Origin of the sequence: Actinosynnema sp. ALI-1.44 (assembly GCF_001984155.1) — a bacterium.
Lineage (GTDB): Bacteria > Actinomycetota > Actinomycetes > Mycobacteriales > Pseudonocardiaceae > Kibdelosporangium.
Genome location: NZ_MTQO01000017.1, coordinates 1 through 19,831 on the forward strand (window position 1 = coordinate 1; position 19,831 = coordinate 19,831).

The 19,831-nt window shown below is 66.1% G+C and carries 20 protein-coding genes and 1 pseudogene; 6 read left to right on the top strand and 15 right to left on the bottom strand.

What is annotated here, in order from left to right; translation table 11 throughout:
- On the bottom strand, window positions 1-297 hold a 297-nt coding region (locus tag ALI144C_RS00370), incomplete at its 3' end, for a hypothetical protein (protein ID WP_143230291.1).
- A 14-nt stretch (window positions 298-311) separates the two neighbouring features.
- Between ALI144C_RS00370 and ALI144C_RS00375 the strand changes: the two genes are divergently transcribed.
- On the top strand, window positions 312-572 hold the full coding sequence (locus tag ALI144C_RS00375) for a hypothetical protein (protein WP_076984961.1): 261 nt from the start codon (window positions 312-314) through the stop codon (window positions 570-572).
- A gap of 117 nt (window positions 573-689) precedes the next feature.
- Here ALI144C_RS00375 and ALI144C_RS55160 read toward each other — a convergent pair whose 3' ends face one another.
- The 6 genes and pseudogenes from ALI144C_RS55160 to ALI144C_RS58815 form a co-directional block, all read right to left on the bottom strand.
- The gene (locus ALI144C_RS55160; protein WP_168211128.1) at window positions 690-848 is read right to left on the bottom strand and encodes a DUF6307 family protein; all 159 of its coding nucleotides are present in this window, start codon (window positions 846-848) and stop codon (window positions 690-692) included.
- The gene (locus tag ALI144C_RS58810; RefSeq protein ID WP_202818805.1) at window positions 845-979 is read right to left on the bottom strand and encodes an RGCVC family protein; all 135 of its coding nucleotides are present in this window, start codon (window positions 977-979) and stop codon (window positions 845-847) included. Before ALI144C_RS58810 ends, ALI144C_RS55160 begins: the two co-directional genes overlap by 4 nt.
- Window positions 980-1,167: 188 nt before the next feature.
- Complete coding sequence (locus tag ALI144C_RS00380) at window positions 1,168-1,935, bottom strand: GAF and ANTAR domain-containing protein (protein ID WP_076984962.1); 768 nt, start codon at window positions 1,933-1,935, stop codon at window positions 1,168-1,170.
- A gap of 54 nt (window positions 1,936-1,989) precedes the next feature.
- The gene (locus ALI144C_RS00385) at window positions 1,990-2,694 is read right to left on the bottom strand and encodes a GAF and ANTAR domain-containing protein (protein WP_237773870.1); all 705 of its coding nucleotides are present in this window, start codon (window positions 2,692-2,694) and stop codon (window positions 1,990-1,992) included.
- Window positions 2,695-2,911: 217 nt separating this feature from the next.
- The gene (locus ALI144C_RS00390) at window positions 2,912-3,313 is read right to left on the bottom strand and encodes a Fis family transcriptional regulator (RefSeq protein ID WP_076984964.1); all 402 of its coding nucleotides are present in this window, start codon (window positions 3,311-3,313) and stop codon (window positions 2,912-2,914) included.
- 1,471 nt (window positions 3,314-4,784) lie between these two features.
- A pseudogene (locus ALI144C_RS58815) lies at window positions 4,785-5,105 on the bottom strand (IS5/IS1182 family transposase); the annotation flags it as partial.
- Window positions 5,106-5,679: 574 nt separating this feature from the next.
- Between ALI144C_RS58815 and ALI144C_RS00405 the strand changes: the two are divergent.
- The 3 genes from ALI144C_RS00405 to ALI144C_RS00415 are packed head-to-tail and all read left to right on the top strand — an operon-like array spanning window position 5,680 to window position 8,004.
- Entirely contained in the window at window positions 5,680-6,414 is a 735-nt protein-coding gene (locus tag ALI144C_RS00405) for a GAF and ANTAR domain-containing protein (RefSeq protein ID WP_076984966.1), read from the top strand.
- A 25-nt stretch (window positions 6,415-6,439) separates the two neighbouring features.
- Entirely contained in the window at window positions 6,440-7,189 is a 750-nt protein-coding gene (locus ALI144C_RS00410) for a GAF and ANTAR domain-containing protein (protein WP_076984967.1), read from the top strand.
- Window positions 7,190-7,218: 29 nt separating this feature from the next.
- Window positions 7,219-8,004, top strand: a complete 786-nt coding sequence (locus ALI144C_RS00415) for a GAF and ANTAR domain-containing protein (protein WP_076984968.1) — start codon at window positions 7,219-7,221, stop codon at window positions 8,002-8,004.
- A 307-nt stretch (window positions 8,005-8,311) separates the two neighbouring features.
- Here ALI144C_RS00415 and ALI144C_RS00420 read toward each other — a convergent pair whose 3' ends face one another.
- Complete coding sequence (locus tag ALI144C_RS00420; RefSeq protein ID WP_202818806.1) at window positions 8,312-10,192, bottom strand: SpoIIE family protein phosphatase; 1,881 nt, start codon at window positions 10,190-10,192, stop codon at window positions 8,312-8,314.
- A gap of 262 nt (window positions 10,193-10,454) precedes the next feature.
- On the opposite strand from ALI144C_RS00420, the gene ALI144C_RS00425 reads away from it, so the two are divergent.
- Entirely contained in the window at window positions 10,455-10,862 is a 408-nt protein-coding gene (locus tag ALI144C_RS00425) for an ATP-binding protein (RefSeq protein WP_076984986.1), read from the top strand.
- A 184-nt stretch (window positions 10,863-11,046) separates the two neighbouring features.
- Here the strand turns inward: ALI144C_RS00425 and ALI144C_RS00430 are convergent, their stop codons facing one another.
- The 4 genes from ALI144C_RS00430 to ALI144C_RS55165 all read right to left on the bottom strand — a co-directional run bounded on the left by ALI144C_RS00430 (window position 11,047) and on the right by ALI144C_RS55165 (window position 14,283).
- On the bottom strand, window positions 11,047-11,478 hold the full coding sequence (locus ALI144C_RS00430) for an STAS domain-containing protein (protein WP_168211129.1): 432 nt from the start codon (window positions 11,476-11,478) through the stop codon (window positions 11,047-11,049).
- 288 nt (window positions 11,479-11,766) lie between these two features.
- Window positions 11,767-12,324 (bottom strand): sigma-70 family RNA polymerase sigma factor, encoded by a 558-nt coding sequence (locus ALI144C_RS00435; RefSeq protein WP_168211130.1) that lies wholly within the window; start codon window positions 12,322-12,324, stop codon window positions 11,767-11,769.
- 464 nt (window positions 12,325-12,788) lie between these two features.
- Window positions 12,789-13,550 (bottom strand): GAF and ANTAR domain-containing protein, encoded by a 762-nt coding sequence (locus ALI144C_RS00440; protein WP_076984970.1) that lies wholly within the window; start codon window positions 13,548-13,550, stop codon window positions 12,789-12,791.
- 28 nt (window positions 13,551-13,578) lie between these two features.
- A complete protein-coding gene (locus tag ALI144C_RS55165; RefSeq protein ID WP_076984971.1) occupies window positions 13,579-14,283 on the bottom strand; it encodes an ANTAR domain-containing protein in 705 nt (234 codons plus the stop codon).
- A gap of 667 nt (window positions 14,284-14,950) precedes the next feature.
- Between ALI144C_RS55165 and ALI144C_RS57090 the strand changes: the two genes are divergently transcribed.
- Entirely contained in the window at window positions 14,951-15,295 is a 345-nt protein-coding gene (locus ALI144C_RS57090; RefSeq protein ID WP_237773871.1) for a DUF5994 family protein, read from the top strand.
- 270 nt (window positions 15,296-15,565) lie between these two features.
- Here ALI144C_RS57090 and ALI144C_RS00450 read toward each other — a convergent pair whose 3' ends face one another.
- The 3 genes from ALI144C_RS00450 to ALI144C_RS00460 form a co-directional block, all read right to left on the bottom strand.
- The gene (locus ALI144C_RS00450; protein ID WP_202818807.1) at window positions 15,566-16,396 is read right to left on the bottom strand and encodes a hypothetical protein; all 831 of its coding nucleotides are present in this window, start codon (window positions 16,394-16,396) and stop codon (window positions 15,566-15,568) included.
- Window positions 16,397-16,708: 312 nt separating this feature from the next.
- Complete coding sequence (locus ALI144C_RS55170; RefSeq protein ID WP_076984972.1) at window positions 16,709-18,040, bottom strand: hypothetical protein; 1,332 nt, start codon at window positions 18,038-18,040, stop codon at window positions 16,709-16,711.
- Window positions 18,041-18,897: 857 nt separating this feature from the next.
- The gene (locus tag ALI144C_RS00460) at window positions 18,898-19,527 is read right to left on the bottom strand and encodes a hypothetical protein (protein ID WP_143230296.1); all 630 of its coding nucleotides are present in this window, start codon (window positions 19,525-19,527) and stop codon (window positions 18,898-18,900) included.
- Window positions 19,528-19,831: the final 304 nt, after the last annotated feature.

Consider the following 19,831-nt stretch of genomic DNA (forward strand, 5'->3'; position numbering starts at 1 on the left):
CCCGTCCGTTCCCACCCCGAACTGCAGGCCCCAGTTCGTCAGGATCCGCAGGTACTCCTCGACCACGAACTCGTCGAGCACGTCGGTGAACGCGGGCAGAGTGATGTGTTCGTCCGCCTTGTGCAGGTACACATCGAGGCTGCCGCCATGCGCGTCGTCGCTGACGGCCTTGAGCACCCAGGATCGGTCCTCTGGTGCCGCCGTTGCGAGTTGCGCACGCGTGACGATGTCGCGCTCGGCTTGGAAACGTGGGTCGACCAGGGTGGTGATGGTGGCCTTGTTGTTCAGGTAGCCCAACGAGGTGCGCGCTCTTGAGCGAGTTCTCGTCCGGGCACAACGTGGTCGGGTGTGGATACTCCATCGAGATCACCAGGCCGTCGGCGATCGCTTCCTTCACGCGGCAGGCGAAATCCGCCTCGCCGCCGAAGTCGCGCAGGTCAGTGCCGACCGGAAGTCCGCTGTGCCGGAAGTGCGCCAACAAGTCCGGGTCGGTGCCACCGGCACTGCAGATCACCGGCGTGTCCGCCGCGACAGCGATCGGCCGCGCGGACATCACGTCGCGGGTGTGCTGATGCCTGTGCACCGGTTCAGTGGCGGCCAGTTCCGGCCGCGCGCACACGGCGGCTCCCGGACCGTACACATCGGTAAGTGAACGAGGTGCACCGACAGCGGGCCCACGAGTAGTCTGTTCAGCGAACTTCTTCGGGGATGTGGTTGAGGACGTCCAGGATGCGCTCGGCGAGGTCGAACGAGGACTTCTCGTCGAGCTTCGAGTGCTTTCGCAGGGTGTCCTTGATCAGGGTGACGCGTTCGTCGTAGCGGGACACGTACTTCGCGGTAGTGCTCATCGGGTCTCCTTGTTGGTACAGACGCAATTGCGACTGCTCGTGTTGGATGCGTGGGTGGTCGCGATGCAGTAGCGGACGGCGATCCGATCGTGGGCGTGCCAGGGATGTGGGCACGTGGCACAGAGGGGCACTCAAGTCTTTGAAGCCGAGTTTCGTCGAGCCTGACACGAGCCAGTGCTCCGTCCCGGCCGCCGCACGACCAGATGGGGGACACACCGAGGACGGCGCCAACCCGGCTGCCTGCGCGCGAAATGCTCTCGGTATCACCATGATACGCCAACAAGGTCACCAGTGGTGCGGCGGGAGCCGGGTCTGTTCGTCAACCCCCGTCGGACGGTGGTGGTGACGAAGCCAGGACGGCATCCGGCCGCAGGTGGCCGGTCACGAGTTGGTTGGCGATCTCGCTCAGCCGGATGTTGTTGTTGCGGCTGTACGCCCGCAGTGCTCGGAAGGCGTCGTCGACGTCTAGGTTCATGGCGTAGCTGACGATGCCCTTCGCCTGCTCGACGGCAATCCGGTTGTTCAACGCGGTCTGCAACTGCTCGGTGAGTACTTCACCGCGGTGGATGGCCCGTTCCTGCAGGATCCCGATCGTCGCGGTGTCGGCCAACGCGCGTGCGACACGCACATGGTCGGCGGGTAGCGGGACCGGGCGCAGGCCGAAGAGGTTCAGCGCGCCGATGGTGTCCCGCCTCAGCCGCAGGGGGATGGCGTGAACGGACGCGAAACCGGCACGGAGGGCTTCGGCGGTGAACCGCGGCCACCGGTCGACCGCGGCGCGCAGGTCGGTGATCAGCACCGGCTCGCCGCTGTGCACGCAGTCGACGCACGGCCCTTCGTCCTGTTGGATCTGGATCAGTTCCAGCTGCCGGATCTGCTCGGTCGACCACGCGAACAGCCGCAGACCGCCGCGTTGGTCGATCAGCATGAGGCCGGCTCCGTGGGCGTCCAACAGGTCGACGCAATGGTCAACGAGCTGGTGCATCAGGTCGATCACGTCGTAGTCGTCGACGAGAGTGTCCGCCATCTCGACGAAGGCGCGCAGCAGCCTGGCTTCGCGTTGTGCGCCCGACGGTGACGTGGTCATCTGGTTGCTCCGGTTTCTGTCATCCCAGCATCGAGGGTAGTGCGCCCGGTGCGGTCATGGCTCATCGACCAAGTCCTGCGGGGAGAGGCGGCGGGCCATGATGTCGCGTGCGACGTCGTCTACGAGCTGATCGTTGGCGAACGCGTAAGCCCGGAGTCTGGCCAACGCCTCCTCGGCGGACATGTCGAAAGCCGCGATCAGCACTCCGGTGGCCTGGTGTACTTGTTCGTGGTCGAGTCGCCTCGTGGGCCGGTACAGCGCGGTGGTCGTCCCGGACTGCGCGTTGAGCAGCAACAGCGTTGCGATCTCCACCACCTCGAGCGCGGCGGCGAGTTCGCCGGGGGACAGCCATCCGGGCCGCACGCGGTAGAAGTCGACCACTCCGATCCTGATCGCCCCCCGCTGCATGGGAAAGGCGAAGATCGCTCCGATCCGCATCCGCGCCAGCTCCGTGGCGAACACGGGCCACTCCCGCGTGGTGAAGTTCGCCAGATCCGGCACCAGCACGGGCCGACGGAATTCGAAGGACTCGAAGCAGGGTCCTTCACCCAGGCTGAACTGCAGGGACTCGATCCGGTTGCCCACCGCGTCGCTGGCGTGCAAGGTGTTGCGCAGCTGCGGTCCGAGGGAGATCGAGATAGAGGCGCCGTCGATGGGAAGCAGTTCGGTGCTGGCCTCGCACAGTTGCTTCACCGCGTCGAGTTCGTCGTGGTGGTCCCGCACGATGGCGAACAACGCGGCGCGTACCCTCTCAACCAATTCATTGATGTCGCCCGGGTCGCTCATGTGATACGGCCCCGAGCTGCCACAGGGAACCGCACAGCTCACCTCCGCCGCGTTGACAGCGCCATCTCCGGACGCAGCGGGGTCATGGCCCACGTCGAGAAAGAACATCGGGACGTTTGTGACCCTACTCCAGTCGTCGACGGAGCGCGCAGGGCGCCCGGCCTTGTCGCCGAGGTGTTCCGATGATCCCTTATGGGCTTTCGAGGGGCGGCTGCTTCGGCTCCGGTGTCGAGGGATGCCTGAGCGCACGGTTGCTTCGTGGTTCGGTTCGCGTCTTGGTGTCATCGAGCTGGCGGATGAGGTGGACGCGGACCTCGTTGAGCGCCGCCGCGATGTCTGAGGCCGACGACATGGAAACCAGGTGCAGCCTGCTGGAGCGGCGAATCCAGCATTCCAGCGTGACCCGCTGGTCCGCGCCGCCGCGTTCCTTGAGGCTGATCTCCAGATCGACATGACCGTACGGGAAGGACCGCAGTCTGGGGGCGAGTGCCGCGAGGCGCCGGATGATCCAGTCGCGCTCGGACGAGTGGAATCCGGTGATGAGGCGGATTCGTTGGACGATGGCGGTTGCTTCCTCCGGCGTGCCTGGCATGGTTTGCCTTCCTTGGTCACCGCCTCGTGACCTCGTCGCAGGGCCGCGGCAATCTCCACGATGGACCATCAGCGGCGGGTGATTCCGGTTCCCGGATGTTCGGGTTCGGCTCTCGAGTCCGGTGGCGCGCCCACGGCGCGTCTGCTCGACATACTCCCGATAGAGCGAGTATACGCCGGTATGGCAGCGAAAAGCGGGCCGCCGGAGCTTTTCCCGTCCAGCGATCAGCGGGAATGTGGAGTACAGTCAGCGCAGTCGAGATATTTCGGCGCCGGTGTTGGGTCCGGTGCTCTCGATATCGGAGAGGCCAGATCCCCGGCCCTGACAGGGGTTACCGCTCGTCGTCGACTCGAGGTGCAGTCGTAGCGACCCGAACTGCTGTCGTGGCGGTTGAGTAGCCTCGGCCGTTGGAGTGTCGATGGCGCTCATGCGGGGCGTTTCCGCCCCCGGCGTGGCCGCACCCCTGTCTGTCGGTTGGGCCTGTGTGCAGCCGGTGACCCCCGGAGCGGGCGGGCTCAACCAGGGCGACATTCAATCGTGCAGACGGGCCGTCATGCGACGAGGTCAGCCGCCCTGCATTGACCTATTAGGACTTGTGAAGAACCTCAGGAGAGACGAAATGACGCGAACTACGCGTAGACGGACGTCCGACTGGACGCGGGCGGCGGCTGGACGCGCCCGTGACGTCAACAGCGGCGTGCGCGGGCGGATTCACCAGGCGGGCGACGCACTGCTCGGGCGACGAGCACGACGCCACTGGCTCACGACCCTCGCGATATTCGTGATGGGCGGCATGACGGGTGCGGCGGTCGCCGTGTCCGGCCTTCGTCGTACCCCTCCGCCGCTTGGACCGGGATTCGCGGAAAACGAAGGCGGGGAAACGGGTTCGGACTCGACTGCGCCGCGCGAAACGGTGGGGGCGAATCGATCTCGGTAGACCAAGAGGGCATCTGATCTTGGTTGGGGTATGTCCGTGTCCGGTGTCGGCTGATACCTTGATCAACTTGGGGAGTTCCGGTGTGCGTATCGCGGCGACTTGTCCGATGCTCGGTGGAAGTTGATCGAACCAACGCTGACGGCGTGGCGTGCCGCCGGGCGTGGGCCGGGCGCAGCGATGCGTGTGCATGACCTGCGAGAGATCGTGAATGCGATCCGGTGCGTGTGCGGACCGGATCGCACGGGAGTACCTGCCGCACGACGTCCCGCCGTACAAGACGGTTTACGACTGCTACGCCAAGTGGGAAGACGATGGTACAACGGAAACGCGGCATGACCCGTTGTGCGACCGAGGCCTTCCGAGCCGGTTCCAATCGACTTCGTCACCCGTTAGTGGCGTCACCGTCACCATCAGAAGATCGTTCCGCTCGAAGGCATTGAACATGCCCAAGGCGGTAGTGACTCTGACTGTGCTTCAGCATGTTGACCGCCTTTGAACGCGACATCAGCAACGGCCACTTCTGCCCTCTTCGGACCTCGGTCTGTGTTGAGTCAGGCGTTGCGCGCTGCGGAGCACGTCCTTGACCCTCTGGTGAGTCGGTAGGCTCGACAAGCCCCGCAGGTGGCATAGGTCAATCGAAAACAGGTTCGTTCGTCAGTAGGTGGCCACCAGCAATACCCGGTCGGCCAGGTCCAGGCGCCACTGCCGTCCCGGGCGGCCGTCGGTGATCGTGTCACCGCCCCGGTGGGCCACCAGCCGCACCAGCTTGCGGAACTGGCCAGGCTGCAGCCCTGTGAACGGGACGATCCACTCCGACCGGGACGCCGAGTTCACCACCTGACCATGATCAACCATGAACTCCACCAGGATGTCCTGTCCGGCCGAGCTCTGCGGGCGAGTATCTCAGCAGAGTGCCCGTGCAGCGGCTGCCCATCGCCGTGAATTGGCGTGATGCGCCTGTCGATGTCTGACAGCCTTTGCGGCATTGCAAGTGATCGTGCCGCGAGGTCGCGGTGCAACACGGTTCCCGGTCGTGCACCACGACGCTGGCCGTGATGTGCGCGGGCGCGTTCGAACTGCCGGAAGGTGCGCCCCCTGAAGGTCCGGACGGAGGCAGGTGGAAGTGGTCAGTGACCTGGTGGGTTGCTGTTGTACGCGGACGATGCCCTACTGTCACGCTCAGTTACCACGCTGAAGGGCCCGGCTGTCGTCGCCGCGGGAGCTGATCCGGGGCGTCCGGCGCCGCGCTCCGCCAGGCACTCGTCGTCTTCCGGCACTGGGTGCGACACGCGATCTCTCAGCGGGCACGTTCCGTCACGGACCAAGCTGTGGCCACCACATCGTGAAAAGTGTCCGGACAGCCGGGGTGTGCGGTGGGTGGGAGGGGGCCTAGGGTTGACCGGGTACGACGGCGGAGCACGGAGGGTAGATGGTGCAGAACCGGCGTCAGTGGTTGCTGGATTTGCTGGCCGCCGATCTGGCCAACACACCCGCGTCGATGGTCGCGCTGGTGTGTGAGCGGTGCGTGTTGGAGGTTTCGGTTTCCGGGGCGGGTGCCACGGTGTTGAGTCATCTTCCCGTGTTCGGCGGCGGGGGAGAGGCTCAGCCGAGCCGAGGATTGGTGTACTCCACCAACGTCGTCAGCGCTGGTCTCGAAGATCTGCAGCTCACCGTGGGCGAGGGCCCGTGTTTGGACGCGTTCGCGTCGGGTGGTCCGGTGTTGGTTGCCGATTTGGCGGCGGAGCGGACGCGGTGGCCGGCGTTCACCCCCGCCGCGTGTGAGCTGGGTGCTGCCGCGGTGTTCTCCTTCCCGCTGCAGATCGGTGTCGCGCGGCTGGGATCGTTGGACCTGTACCGGGACGTGCCTGGTCCTCTCACTCGGCTGGAGCTGGCCGACGCGTTGATCTTGAGTGATGTGGCTACCGATGGCGTGGTAGCTGACCTTGACGGTCACAGCACCGAGGATGTGAGTTGGCTGGCTGACCCGCACCTGCAGGTACACCAGGCCGCGGGCATGGTGCAGGTGCAGTTGGGGGTGAGCACCGACTTGGCGTTGCTGCGCATGCGCGGTTACGCGTTCACCCGCGGTATGACGCTGGCTGAGGTCGCCGGGCAGGTGGTGGCGCGCTCACTGCGTTTCAGCCACGACATGGACGGGCAGTAATGGTGGGAGAGGAAAGGTCGTCGTGATGAGCAACGCCCGGGACCAGCGATTGGCGCGCACTTTCGTGACCTTGGCCGACACCTTGGTCGCCGACTTCGACGTGCTGGACTTCCTCGGGGTGTTGACCGAGCGGACTGTCGAACTGCTCGAGGTCGATGCCGCGGGTGTGATCCTGTCTGATCAGCGTGGTGGTTGGCGTCCGGCGGCAGGTTCCTCCGAGGACGCCGAACTGGTCGAGGTGTTCGCCGCGCAGACCGAACAAGGACCGTGTGTCGATTGCGCGCACTCCGGTGAAGTGGTCACCAGCGATGACCTGATCGTGGACACGGGCCGTTGGCCGCAGTTCACTCCTGCCGCGGTCGGGGCCGGGTTCCGGGCCGCGTGCGCGGTGCCGATGCGGCTGCGCGACGAGGTGATCGGCGCTTTGACCCTGCTCAACACCCATGCCACCGCCATCGACGGGGACAGTATCGAGCTGGGGCGGGCCTTGGCTGACGTGGCGACGATCGGGATCTTGCAGCAGCGCGCGGTGCAGCACGAGCAGATCGTGTCGGAGCAGTTGCAGGCCACGTTGCATCATCGGACCGTCATCGAACAAGCCAAGGGAGTTCTCGCGGAATCCGGCGGCTTGGACATGCACCGGGCGTATCTGGTTTTGCGCGCCTATGCCCGAGCTCATCACCGACGCCTGTCCGACGTCGCGCGCGACGTGGCTACCTCCGCCGTGGATCCGGCAGTTCTGCTCAGTGATCCGGCGATCGTGCCGCAAGGATAGCCGCAGGGCTGTTGGGAGGAAGCCGTTTCATGTCGGACACACAGGATACCGCCTCGCGTCAGCAGCGGGTGTCGCGCGCGTTTGTCGCGCTGGCTGACACGCTCGTGACGGACTTCAACATCTCTGATGCCCTGCACATGTTGACGGAGCGGGTGGTCGAGCTGCTTTCGGTGTCCGCCGCCGGGGTGATGCTGGTCGCCTCTGACAGGTCGTTGGATGTCATGGCCAGCTCATCGGAGCGGGCAGAGCTGCTGGCGCTGTTCGCGGCTCAGACGGCGGACGGGCCCTGCGTGGAGTGCGTACGCACTGGGGAACCGGTGACCTGTGACGACATCGAGACACACAGACAACGATGGCCACGGTTCACCGCCGCAGCGGGGGATTGCGGTTTTCGTGCTGTGCACGCAGTGCCGATGCGGCTGCGTGACCAGGTCATCGGTGTGCTGACCTTGTTCGATACTCGCTCTGGCGCTCCGCACGACGACGACGCGCAACTGGCGCAGGCCCTCGCCGACATCGCGACCATCGCGATCCTGCAGCACCGCGCTATCGAACACGGCGAACGCGTCACCGGGCAGTTGCAGAACGCGCTCGACACCAGGATCGTGATCGAGCAGGCCAAAGGGATCCTCGCCGAACGCGGCGGGACATCACCGGATGAAGCCTTCAACCGGCTGCGGGCCCATGCCCGCTCCCGTCAGCAGCGCCTGACCGACCTGGCCCGCGCCGTGATCGCGGGAACAGCGGACCTCCACGAACTATCGGCGGAGGCTCCTGCGCCGGGCAGCTCCGACGGCGGCCGTACCAAGGAATAGCACAATCCCGATAATCCCCAGCCACACCAACCCCTTGAGGGCGAACCCGACGACCGCGAGAACCAGCCACATCGCGAGCAGGACGATGAGAAGAACAAGCATGCGTGTGCCTCCGTGTGGTGAGAGCCGACGCGGGCCTTGGCCGAATCGGGTCCGAACAGGCACAGTGGACGGACTGTGCTGTGACATGGGTTTGGCTGTGGGCCTGGCCCTGGAAAGATTCCCGACGTGGGGCGCGCTTAAACGTGTGGGAAGCGGGAGATGAGCTCGTGGTGCACAGGGTGATCATCGCCCTGTGCAAGCCGGACTACTGGTTGTGGGCGTCGGGTGTCCGGACAGCGAGGAAGGCGATGTCGTCCTCCGGGTGCGGGCCGCCGACCTGATCGGCGATGCTGTCCAGCAATTGCGGCAGTGAGTACTCAGGATGGTCGGTTATCCACTCCGCAGTGCGGGCGATCCCCGCGTCGATGTCGTGACCGCGTTGGTCCACCAGGCCATCGGTGTACAGCAGCAACGTCGATCCGGGCGGTAGGAGTGTCCGATGTGTGGTGCGGCGCTGGGGTACGAGGCTCGGATGGAGCAGGATCTCGTGTGCGGCGTCCAGGCGGTCGACGGTGCCGTCGGGGGAGCGCAGCAATGGCGGCGGATGCCCCGCATTGCTCCACACGAGTTCCCAGTGCCCGGACCGCATTGGGCGGAGGTGACCGTGTACAAGTGTGCCGGATGCGCCGATGCGCAGTGCCCGATTGGCATGTTCGAGAGCGCGGACCGCCGTTGCCGGATCGGCACCCAGGTGGTCGAGATCGGCTTGCCGCAGCATGCTCCGCACCTGGCCCATCAAGGTGGCGGCCTCGATGTCGTGACCGGTGATGTCTCCGATCGTGACAGCGACACCGCCCAGTGTCGACGAATTCGGTCCGCTCTTCACCGCGGGAAGCGAATAGGCGTCGTACCAGTCGCCACCCACCAGTTCCCCGGCTGCGGCTGGTCGGTACAGCGCCGCGATGTCCAAGCCGTCGACCTCGGGTAGTTCGGTGAGCATGGCTTGCTGGAACTGATGCGCCACGGCGATTTGGCGATCGACGAAGAGGGCGCGTTCGACGGCGCGGGCGGTGTACCCGGCCAGGGCTGTGACGACCGCGCGCTCGACCACGTCCAGTTCGTGGTTGGTGTCCCAGCCGATCACCAGCGTACCCAGCGGGATTCGGGTGCCGGGCAGAGGAACGCAGATCGCGGAACACAAGCCCAATCTGGTCCACGCTGCCACTGCTTGGTCGCTGTAGCCGCCGGCGACCAGTTCGTCCGTGTTCTGGATGACGATGGTGGTGTTGTCGCGAGCGGCGCGGGCGGTGGGCCAGGCGTCGTCAAGGTGGTAGGTCTCGTAGTGTCTCTCCACCGCCCCTGCGGGGTCGTCGTCGACGTCGGTCAGGCGTCGCAGCCGCCCGTCCTCGACAAGGACGAGACCGACGTAGCTGGGCTTGAGGTCACTGGTGACCAGCTCACGGACCTGTCGGCGCACCTCGGCCAGACTGGTGGTGTCGGTCAAGTCCTCCGCGGCCCGCAGCAGCAACTGCGAGCGGCCGAGCGCGATTCGGGTCCGTTCGGCGTGTGCGTCGGCGCGCTGACTGGCGTCTTGGGCCACAGCGTGCGCGTGGGCCATGCGCCGCGACAGGATCCGTAGCCGCAGTTCGGCGCTGCACGCGGCGGCCAGGTCGGCCAGATCGTCCAGTTGGGCTTCGGTCCATGCCCGCGGTGCGGTGTCGACAGCGCACAGCGACCCTAGGATGTGCCCTTCCTCATCGGTCAGCGGCATCGCCGCGTACGCGGCGACTTCCAAGTCGACGACGGCTGGATGCGTACACCAGCGCTGGTGCGCCGCGGTGTCGTTCAGCACCAGGGGCTCGCCGGAGAATGTCACCTGGTGGCACAGGGAGTGCGTCAGGGGCGTCGTGCGGGTGCGGGCCCACGGGTCGCCCAAGCCGACCAGCCCTGGAAGGATCTGACGGTCCGACGTCACCAGCGCCACCAGCGCCACCGGTGCGTCCAGCACGCGGGCCACCAGACGCGCGAACCGGTCCATCCCGGGATCTGGTCGCGCGGACAGCCCGGTGTCCCGCAAGGCCGTGTCCCGGCCGCCGTCTGCTGGTTCGAACCGCGTGTCAATCGAAATCGCGTGGTCATCGCTCACTCTGGCACCACCCGACGGTCAGGATCTCGACCGCAGCCTATCCGACCTCCGCGCCCTGGCTACCGGCCGTCGAACGATGCGTCCGCTCCGGAAACCGGTTGGGCGGGATGTCGGCCACCGCACTCCGGCGCGGGCGGCGTGATGCGTGCCGACCAGGAGGGTGCGCGTGGTTAACGTGACGGGCGCGGGGCATCCCACAAAGACGACACCTGGCGTTGCCGGTGTCATCCTCAGGAAATGGTGTAGGAGCGTGATCGCAGTCATGCCTGAGCGCTTCGATGAACACGAGAGCGCTGTCTGGAACTGTCCCCTCGATGCCCACCCGGCGTTGACCGATGTTCGGTCATGGGTTCGGCAACGACTCGACACTGTGGTCACCGCGAACAGTCTGGAGGACATCCTGCTGGTGGTGATCGAGCTCGTCACCAACGCCGACTTGCATACGGCGAGCCCGGAGATGCTGGTCATCAGCTGTGGGTATGACGCGGTACGGGTTGAGGTGACCGATGGGGATCCCGAACCGCCGGTGCTCCTGCCGCCTTCCGCGACGCGGTCTGGTGGGCGCGGGATCGCTCTTGTCGACGCCGTGTCGGCGCGGTGGGGAATACGGCAGTGCGGACGGGGCAAAACGGTGTGGTCCGTGGTCCACTTCGCCGGTCCGGCGCACTGATTCGCATTCCGATAAGGAGACTCGTCGGCGTTCACTTCGACTGGTCCGGGAGCCGGTGTCGAGGTCGACGTGTGTGGGGGGCGAACCGTCGGCCAGTTGCTCCAGCACCGGCAAGAAAACCGAGCACTGGCAGAAAGAAGTCATCCGGCAACCCGGGACCCAGCCGAACAGGCTGAGACTCGAGCTAATCCGGTACCGGTCGAAGTAGGCGTCGGCGACTGCCCGCACCGGAGGGTGGCGTCGCCGCTGCGAGGTCTTGCCAGGGGACGTTTGCCAGAACGTCGCGGGCGGCGTTGACAGCGTGGCGCAGCGTGCCGCGGACGTCGAAGATCCGTGCGAGATCGGTGATCACGAGCAGTCGCACAATGCGCGGGGACGCGACCAGGGACAGCGCCGTCCCGGACAACTCGGTTCGTCGGTAGATGTCCAGGAGCAGCGTGAGTCCGGCCGCACCGAAGAATGTCACCCCGGTGAGGTCCACGAGCAGCACCGTCGGATCCGATCGGCACACGCGGCGGACATCCAGATCTATCGTGGGGGTGGACTCGGTGGTGACCTCACCGAGAACCCGCAGGACGATGATGTCCTCATCGTATGCCTCGCTGGTGACTGCCACAGTCTGGTGTCCCTGACGGGATCGGGCCTGGTGGTGGTTCATGTGGTGCTCCCGCGACGGAAGACCACGAGTACCTGAGCGAGAGCGCGGGGACTGGGCGTTCAGGATCAGCTCCCGTAGTGAAGGGCTGATGACGGATTCGACTGTAGGCCCGCTCGGGTCGATGGGCAACCAACATGAGAGTGAATGTGAATCAGTACGCCGAGCTGGCGAAGCGGACCACGGACCACACCGCTTTGCCGAGTGCCCGCATGGCGACACGTCTCGTTGAGTGTGGTTCTCAACTGTTTACGCGCGGTCGCGCAGTCGGATCAGCGCGTCGCGGAGGAGGGATTTCGCACGGTCTGCCGCGACGTGGTGGAATTCGCCGATCTCGGTGTAGGTCATTCCGCCGTAGTAGGCTAGTTCGAGCGATTCGCGTTGCATCGGAGGAAGGGCGCCGAGTCCGCTGTGGGCGACGGTCGAGTCAGGTTTACTGTTCGTGACCTGTCGCCAGCTGCCGCGGGCCGAACGGGCCTCGCCGGTCGACCGAAGGCGGACCACAGCATGGCGGTGGGCGATCGCCATCACCCATTCGAACCCGCCACCGTGATGATCGGGCGAGTACTGGCCGGCGGTCCGCCACACGTCCACGAAGACGACCTCGGTGACTTCCTCGGCCCGGGTGGCATCCCGCAGGATCTCGCGTGCGATACCGAAGACTGTTCCCACTAAACGCTGGTAGAGCTCGGCGAACGCATGTTCGTCGCCAGCGCCCACGGCAACGAGCAGATCGCTGGAGATCTTCGACTCCGTCGGGAGTAGCTGGGCGGAGACGAAGTGTGGACGGGACGACGAGTCAGGCATGGCCGTGTCCCCTCCCATCTGGGGGTGGCGTGTCACCGAACAACGGTTTCTGGCCCATCACTTGGCTCCGGGCATCGACCGTCGGACACGAACCACCGGGGGCTGGGGCGACAACACGAGCTTGACAACATCGCGCGGACAGCATCCCGTTCCCAGTTGCGGCAGCAGCTCCGTCGTGCACGTACAACCGTCCGCACATGCTTTGTGTAGAAGCAGCGTCATGAAATCCACGCCGGATGCGGGGGCGCGGACGAGACGTATCGACGACTGCGCGACAACCGACCACACAGGACGGAGCGGTTCGTGGTCCGAGTGGCTCATGTTCCTTGTGCATCCATTCTCTGTTGGTTGACTGGCGTTGCGCGAGTGGAGAAGGAATGCCGGGCTCATGTCTTGAGCCACGGGACACCGCGCTGGTGCTGGATGCGTTTCTCTGGTCTCGGGGGGCTGACCCAGCAGATGGTTCAGTGCAGCGCCTGTCCGTGTGGGGACACCTGTTTGTGCGCCACGATGGCGTCGATGTCAGCCTCGCCTTCGGCGACCATGCGAGCGACGTCGGACAGGCGCAAGTTGTTCGATCGGCTGTAGCCGCGCAGCGCGACGAACGCGGTTTGCATGTCGACGTCAGCGTGGGCGGACAACACACCCTTGGCCTGCTCGATGACGATTCGCGAGTTCAGTGCGGTCTGCAACTGCCTGGTCAGGATCGCGTTGTCGTCGATCGCGCGGTGCTGCAACACGCCGATCGTCGCGACGTCGGCCAACGCTTGGCCCAGGTTCACGCTGATCTCGTCCACACCGTTGGACTCGGTGTCAAGCAGGTTCAACGCGCCGATCACGGTCTGGCGCAGCCGCATCGGCACCGCGTGCGTGGCGCTGAACCCCGCCTCGCGAGCGGCCAGGACGAACCGGGGCCACCGGTCGCCATCGTCCGCGAGGTTCGCACTGGACACGGGCAGCCCGGTTCGCACACAGTCCAGACATGGGCCGTCATCTGCCTGGACGGCGAATAACTCGACCAGCCTGGCCCGCTCGGAGGACGCGGCGGCCATACGCAACCCGCCCTGCTGGTCCGAGAGCACTACTCCGGCCGCGGCGACATCCAGCAGTTCCACGCAACGCTCGACGAGCATGTTCAGGAACTCGATGATGTCGAACTCGTCGATCAAGGTGTCCGCCAGTTCGACGAACACCCGCGCCAGTCGCTGTTCATGACGGTGGTTCACCGGTGCCTGCTTTCCTTGACTGTCCGAATCATTCCTGTGTACCCAGCAAGAGCTGGCGGCTCACGATCCGCCGGGCCACCGCGGCCAACGGTATGTCGTTCGCGTAGGCGTGGGCGCGGATCCGCAGCAACGCTTCCTGCATGCTGACGCCCAACTGGTCGCGGACCATCCCGGACGCCTGGTGGACCTCGGCGTGGATGTCGGAGATCCACCCGAGGTCGTCCGGAGGGTGCCCGGCGATCTCGTCCAGCACCGCCTCGAAGGCCAGCTCGGCCAGCACCAGTCCGTCGACCGCCTGCGGCTGGCTCAGCGAACCTGTGGTGGCCCGGTGGCAGTCAAGTGTTCCCAGCCCGATCACTCCCAGCTGCAGGGGGAACGCGAACACCGCTGCCGCACCCAGGGCCAGCGCACCTGAGGCGAATGCGGGCCACCGCGCCGTGGCCAGCGCCAGATCGGGCACCATGACCGGCACGCCGCCGGTGACCGCGGACAATCCTGGCCCCTCGCCTACCGTGAGCTGCAGTTCCTCCAGCCCGGCGGCGACCGCGTCGGTGGCGTGTGCCAGGCGCTGCTGCGCGTCGGGAGCCCCCGGCCGGTCCATCAACGTGATCCCGGCACCGCTGACCACGAGCTCCGACACCGCCAGCATGCAGATCCTTGTCAACGCCACAGCCTGGCCGTTGTCGTTTGCTGCCAGCAGCGCACGCATTCGCTCGCGGCGATTCTCGGTCACAGCGTCACCGGCTTGAGTTCGCAGGCGCTGCTGACCCGACTGCCGTCGTGGAACCAGCGGTTCTCGGCGTCGCACCGATGGTTCGGCACCGGGCGCCGGGCATGCGGTCGCCGTTTCCCCGAGTCGGCGGGCGAGGCGCTCTTCCCCCGGACCAACGGTCGCCTCGCGCGATATCGAGGTGGGGGACGCACCTGGCGGTGGTGGCCGCGATCAGCTTGACCACCACCATCTGCATCGAGGTCTTCTCACCAGGCAGGATGTCCATCGCGAAGCGAGGATGGGGGGAATTTCGAACGACGGTAGTCACAGAAATCGCCTCCGAGCGTCGGCCATGGAACTCAACCGCCGAAGTCTGGGGCGATCAATGCTGATCGGCGCGCCACTGCGTCACCGGATCGCGTGCCTCTCATGGTAACCCGGTACCCGCTCTCGTTCATGATCGAACGGCGACAGGTGTAGCGGAGGCATCCAGCGCAGTCGGTCACGACACCATCATGCCCCTGCGGTGCCCGCGTTGCCGTCTCCTCCACCCACCAGCGGTCCGCCATTCGCGCGGCTGAGGGTGCGTTATCGGTCCGCCGGATCTACTGTTGGTTCCCCGAAGATGCCGATGCTGCTCCGTTCCCTGGTGGCGTCCATGCAAGACGATCAGGAGCTGCACGTGTCGATGACCCATGAGCTGACCGCTACCACCCTCACCGACTTGTCGGTCCTAGTCTCACATCCCACTTGGCGCGGATTCGCGTTGCACAGCCTCGTGATCGCCGCCGTGTACAGGTGCGGTGTGCGGTCTCTTCGGCTGCCGCGAGGATTGAGGGAGACATCGTGTCCACGATGGACCCACGACGCAGCCGGGCTGATCTATGCGGGGCCACACCGGCGTCATGACACAGCGGCTCCTGGCAACGTTGACGGAGCGTGGTGGCCTTGGTCAACCGACCCAGCGATGGAGTTTCCGGCACTGGTCATGGCGTTGAGCTCGTGGGTTGGACCGGCACGTCACGTGGCCTAGCGCCTCGAAGACAGCACAGCCGCGGAAACCCTTTTTCGCCGATGGTATTTCGCACGGAAGAACGACCTAACACGGGGATTCACTCATGACACCGCCAGTTGTGACGACCACACCGGACATCGAGACCCGCGTGAAGCTGAGACGCCGTCACCGCATCTTTCTGAGCTGCGGTCAGATCAAGACCCCAACCCGCCGAACTGAGTGCCATGAAGCCGGGCCACCTCACGAACGAGGCGGCCCGGTTTGACTGTTGTGGTCGAACGGCTTCTGTTATCCGATGCAACCGGGAACGGGGGAAGGGCTGCTGACGCAGTTGGTCGGCGTGTTCGCTGTCACCGTGGAGGTGTTGAGCGACGCCGATCCGGCGACGTAGTAGATCCCACCGGGGTTCACGGTCGCGGTGTTGGTGTTGACCACGCTGCTGGTGAGGGTGAGCGTGCCGTTGACGCTGGCGATACCGGCGCTCTGATTCGCGGTGTTGTTCTTGACGGTGCTGCTGGTGAACGTCGTCGCAGCCGGGGTGCCCGTGCTGTAGAGGGCGCCGCCGCGGCCGCCTGCGGTATTGCCGGACAGTTGACTGCCGGTCAATGTGACCGCACCGAAGTTCAGGATGCCGCCGCCGTCGTTGTGGCCGGTCGTGACGGCCTGGCCGCCGCTGAAGGTGATCGCCTTGAGCGTGGTTCCGCCGGTGGGACCAACCTGGGCGATGCGGAACGCGGGCGCCGCAGCGGAGCGGGCGATGGTGTTGGCGTTGCCGTCAAGGGTGATGGGGGTGGTGATGATCGGGAGCCCTGCAGGGCCGTTCACCCCGTCGTCGCCATGGCTGGCTGTGAGGGTGTACGTGCAGCCCGGGGTCAGGGTCACTGTCCCACCACCGGCCGCGTTGGCCGAGGTCACCGCAGTGACCAGTGCTGATTCGGTGCACGGGACGGACGCGTTCTGGGCATGGGCCGCCGCGGGGAGAAGGAGAGCCGTACCGGTGGTCAGAATGGCGACCCCGGTAAGGGCAGAATTGTGCGATTGTGTCGCATGATGACTTTCATGGAGCTGAGACCGATGGTGGTTGAGTGAAAAACTCAAACGTCCCACAGGAGCGGTCACCGGCGGTCATGAACAACCACTCCAGAGGCTACACCAGAATGTCTGAAATAGCTAGACCCACGGCTTTTTGCCCGCGATTGTCGCATAGAATTTGCGAATGTGCGCGATATGTGACCTAGTCGGCTGCTTTGTTTTTCCAGCTTCTGCGGCCGCTCGGTGAACGCTTGCTCCCGTCGACGTACAGATCGTGTCTCACGGGTGCGTGGAGGTGCCTCCTGCGGCGGTGAACTGGTGAACAGTCCACCGCCGCACCGGCACACCGCGGCTGCTGACCACCCCACTGGAGGCGCCGCGGCGCCTCCAGTGGGGTGGTCAGCAGGAGCAGACGCCGCCGTTGTTGACTCCGGCGACGCCGTTGGCGCCGACGATTCCGTTGGCGCCGAGGACGATGTTGATGACGTTCGCGCCCGTTCCGCCGTTGATGCTTCCGGAGTTTCCGGCTCCACCGGCACCGAGGGCGCCGCCGAGGCCGCGGGCACCGCCGGGTCCGGCGCAGCCGGTGCCCCCGTTGCCCCCTGCGCCGCCGTTGCCGCCTTTGCCGCCGGTGGTGGTGATGTTGTCGGCGCCCGCGTCGCCGTTGACGGTTCCGGAGTTGCCGATTCCACCGGCTCCACCTGCTCCGCCGACGCCGCCCGCGCCGCCAGGTTGGGTGGCGCTCATGCCGTTGCCGCCCTTGGCGCCGATACCGCCGTTGCCACCCAGGCCACCGGTGGCCTTGAGTACGTCGGCGCCGTCCCCACCGTTGATGGTGCCCGAGTTGCCGACGCCGCCGGCGCCACCGGCACCGCCGATGCCACCACCGCCGCCGCCGTACCCGCAGCCGCCGACACCACCAGCGGCGCCCAGACCACCCGCGCCGCCGGTCGCGGTGAGAGTGTCAACGCCTGCGTCGGTGGTGCCGCCCCTGATGGTCGCGGAGTTGCCGACACCACCAGCGCCGCCCGCACCACCGATCCCACCGGCTCCGGCTCCGCCAGCGATCGCACCGCTGGAGCCACCGACGCCGCCCAGGCCGCCGTTGCCGCCTTTGCCGCCGGTGGTGGTGATCGTGTCGTTGCCGGTACCGCCGTCGATCGTCCCGGCGTTGGCGCCGCCGCCGACCCCGCCGACCCCGCCGTTGCCGCCGGCACCCCCGGCGCCACTGGCGAGACCAGTCCCGCCGTTACCACCGTTGCCGCCGTTACCACCTGGGCCGCCGTTCACGGTGATGGTGTCCGTGCCCGCACCACCGTCGATGACTCCGGTGCTGCCGACACCGACACCGCCGGTGGCCCCGACCCCGCCGTTGCCTCCGGCGGTACCGGCTGGGGTGCCCACGGTGCCGTTCGCACCTGGGGCACCGGTAGTACCGGCGGCGCCGGTCACCCCGGTGACCCTGATCGTGTCGTTGCCGCCGAGTGCGTTGACCGTGCCGTTGACGGGGCCGCCGGTGATGGTGATGATGTTGGCGTTGCCCGTGCCAGTGAGCGTTTCACCGGCGGCGATACCGGCGGTGCAGACGAAGTTCTCGCCAGTCTGGGTGCACCCGACCGGTTGGGCGTGGGCCGTGCCCGGTGCTGCCAAGGCGAACCCGGCTATGGTGCCCAGACCGATCAAAGCCTGGCTGAGCCTGCCCGTGATTGTGCTGTGCGCTGTCGATCTCATAATCCAACTCCACCCGTGGGGTGGGTCCGGGCCGATGCCACGAACCCCGGGGAGTGGTGTGGTGACCGGGGGCTGGGGTCACTGCCCGGTGCCGCTACCTGAAAGGGCACCGGATCCCACCAACACCCTCGACGTCACAGCGTCCACTTCCCCCAATCGGATTTGAAGGCGCACATCCACGAGCCACTCGAACGCCACCCCTTTTCCCCTCAATGCGAGCCAACCGCTGCCATAAAGTAATTGCCCCTCCTTGAAAGGCGCCCAGATCGAGCAATAGTCGCCGTCCGGCGAAATTCAGTCGACGAGTACGAGAAAACTGAAAACCCAGTCGACGTGTCACTCGAACCCTGAACCCATTTCGCCGATCGGCGACATCGACTACCAACAAAGTCGCATTGTCGAAACCGACGTGCACGCACGTCACCGGGGAAGCGATGCACCGCACTCGTCAGAAGAAGCCAACTCGACGCTGATCACCGTCAGCCAGAAAGCCGCCCAGGTGTTGTCGGGTTCCTCGTTGGCTTCACCGGCGCCGTGTCCGTAGGGACGATCGTGACGGCACCGCTCCGACCGTGCCGAACCCGGGCGGTCTCGCACTGCGAAAGGCACGACCGCTCGCCAGGTGTGAGGCCTGGCAAGCGGTCGTGCCGAGTCGGATTCTGGGATTAGAGCGGCAGGAGGGGCCGGACGACGGCGCTGGCGGCGCCGATGATGCCCGCTGCGGCGCCGTTGACGATGCCGACCACGGAGTCGATCAGGCCGCCGATGATGACAATGCCCATGAGGGAGTGCTCCTTACAGTGGGGTGAAACAGATTCAGGCTGTGCGCCTGACGTGATGTCACCGGGGTGGTGGGTTCATCCGGTGCAGTTGGGGACCGCGGGGACGCTGCCGACACAGTTGTTGGCGGTGTTGGCCGTGATCGGGGCGTTGGTGGTGGTCATGGTGCCGCCCTGGCGATAGACGCCACCGGAATTGCCCAGCGTCAGCAACGCGTGGTTGTTGGTCACGGCGGTCTGGGTGAGGGTCGTCGCGGTGGAGTTCACCGCGGAGATCCCGCCGCCCCGCCCCGCGCTGTTACCGGTGATGAACAACGGACTACCGGTCACCCCGGTGACCGTGAGCGTGCCCCGCAGACCGTTGTAGACGGCGCCACCGTCACCGAGCAGAGTGAGGTTGCCCGACAACGGGCTGTTGGTGAACGTCGCCGCGGGCGCCGTGCCCGACGGAGTGTCCAGATTGGCCAGACCGCCACCGTTGCCCGACGCGGTGTTCCCGGTCAGGGAGCTCCCGGTAAGAGTGACCGCACCGCGGTTGAGGATGCCGCCGCCATGACCGAGCACATTGCCGCGGGTGAACACCACCCCGGTGGTGAGCGTCAGGCTGCCAGTCGGGCCGACCTCAGCGATCCGGAACAGTCCCAGGCCCAACGGTGAGGCATTGGCGACGGTCGCCGGGCCGATCATCTCGATCGGAGTCGTGATCACCGGTAACGCGTTGGCAGTGCCCCCATGGGCAGTGGTCATCCTGTACGTACAGCCCCCGGCCAGAACGAGAGTGTCGGAGATGGGAGTGGAGTTGGCCAGATTCACCGCCGCGACCAACGCATTCTCACTACACGCCACCGGGATCGTGATGGCCTGGGCCGCCGGAGCGAGAGCGACCAGCCCTCCGGCGGCGACGGTAGTCGCGAACAAGCACTGGACAACGGCGCGGATGCGTCGCATAACGCCTTCATTTCCTGAAACACAATAGCGATGGACCGACTCGGCGCGGCGCGCCGACAGAAGG

Coding starts and splice junctions, on each gene's coding strand:
- ALI144C_RS55160 (WP_168211128.1), bottom strand. CDS start 848: ATGAGCACTACCGCGAAGTACGTGTCCCGCTACGACGAACGCGTCACC.
- ALI144C_RS00425 (WP_076984986.1), top strand. CDS start 10,455: ATGCCTGAGCGCTTCGATGAACACGAGAGCGCTGTCTGGAACTGTCCC.
- ALI144C_RS00415 (WP_076984968.1), top strand. CDS start 7,219: ATGTCGGACACACAGGATACCGCCTCGCGTCAGCAGCGGGTGTCGCGC.
- ALI144C_RS00435 (WP_168211130.1), bottom strand. CDS start 12,324: ATGCCTGACTCGTCGTCCCGTCCACACTTCGTCTCCGCCCAGCTACTC.
- ALI144C_RS00405 (WP_076984966.1), top strand. CDS start 5,680: ATGGTGCAGAACCGGCGTCAGTGGTTGCTGGATTTGCTGGCCGCCGAT.
- ALI144C_RS00410 (WP_076984967.1), top strand. CDS start 6,440: ATGAGCAACGCCCGGGACCAGCGATTGGCGCGCACTTTCGTGACCTTG.
- ALI144C_RS57090 (WP_237773871.1), top strand. CDS start 14,951: ATGACCCATGAGCTGACCGCTACCACCCTCACCGACTTGTCGGTCCTA.
- ALI144C_RS55170 (WP_076984972.1), bottom strand. CDS start 18,040: ATGAGATCGACAGCGCACAGCACAATCACGGGCAGGCTCAGCCAGGCT.
- ALI144C_RS00380 (WP_076984962.1), bottom strand. CDS start 1,935: ATGACCACGTCACCGTCGGGCGCACAACGCGAAGCCAGGCTGCTGCGC.
- ALI144C_RS00390 (WP_076984964.1), bottom strand. CDS start 3,313: ATGCCAGGCACGCCGGAGGAAGCAACCGCCATCGTCCAACGAATCCGC.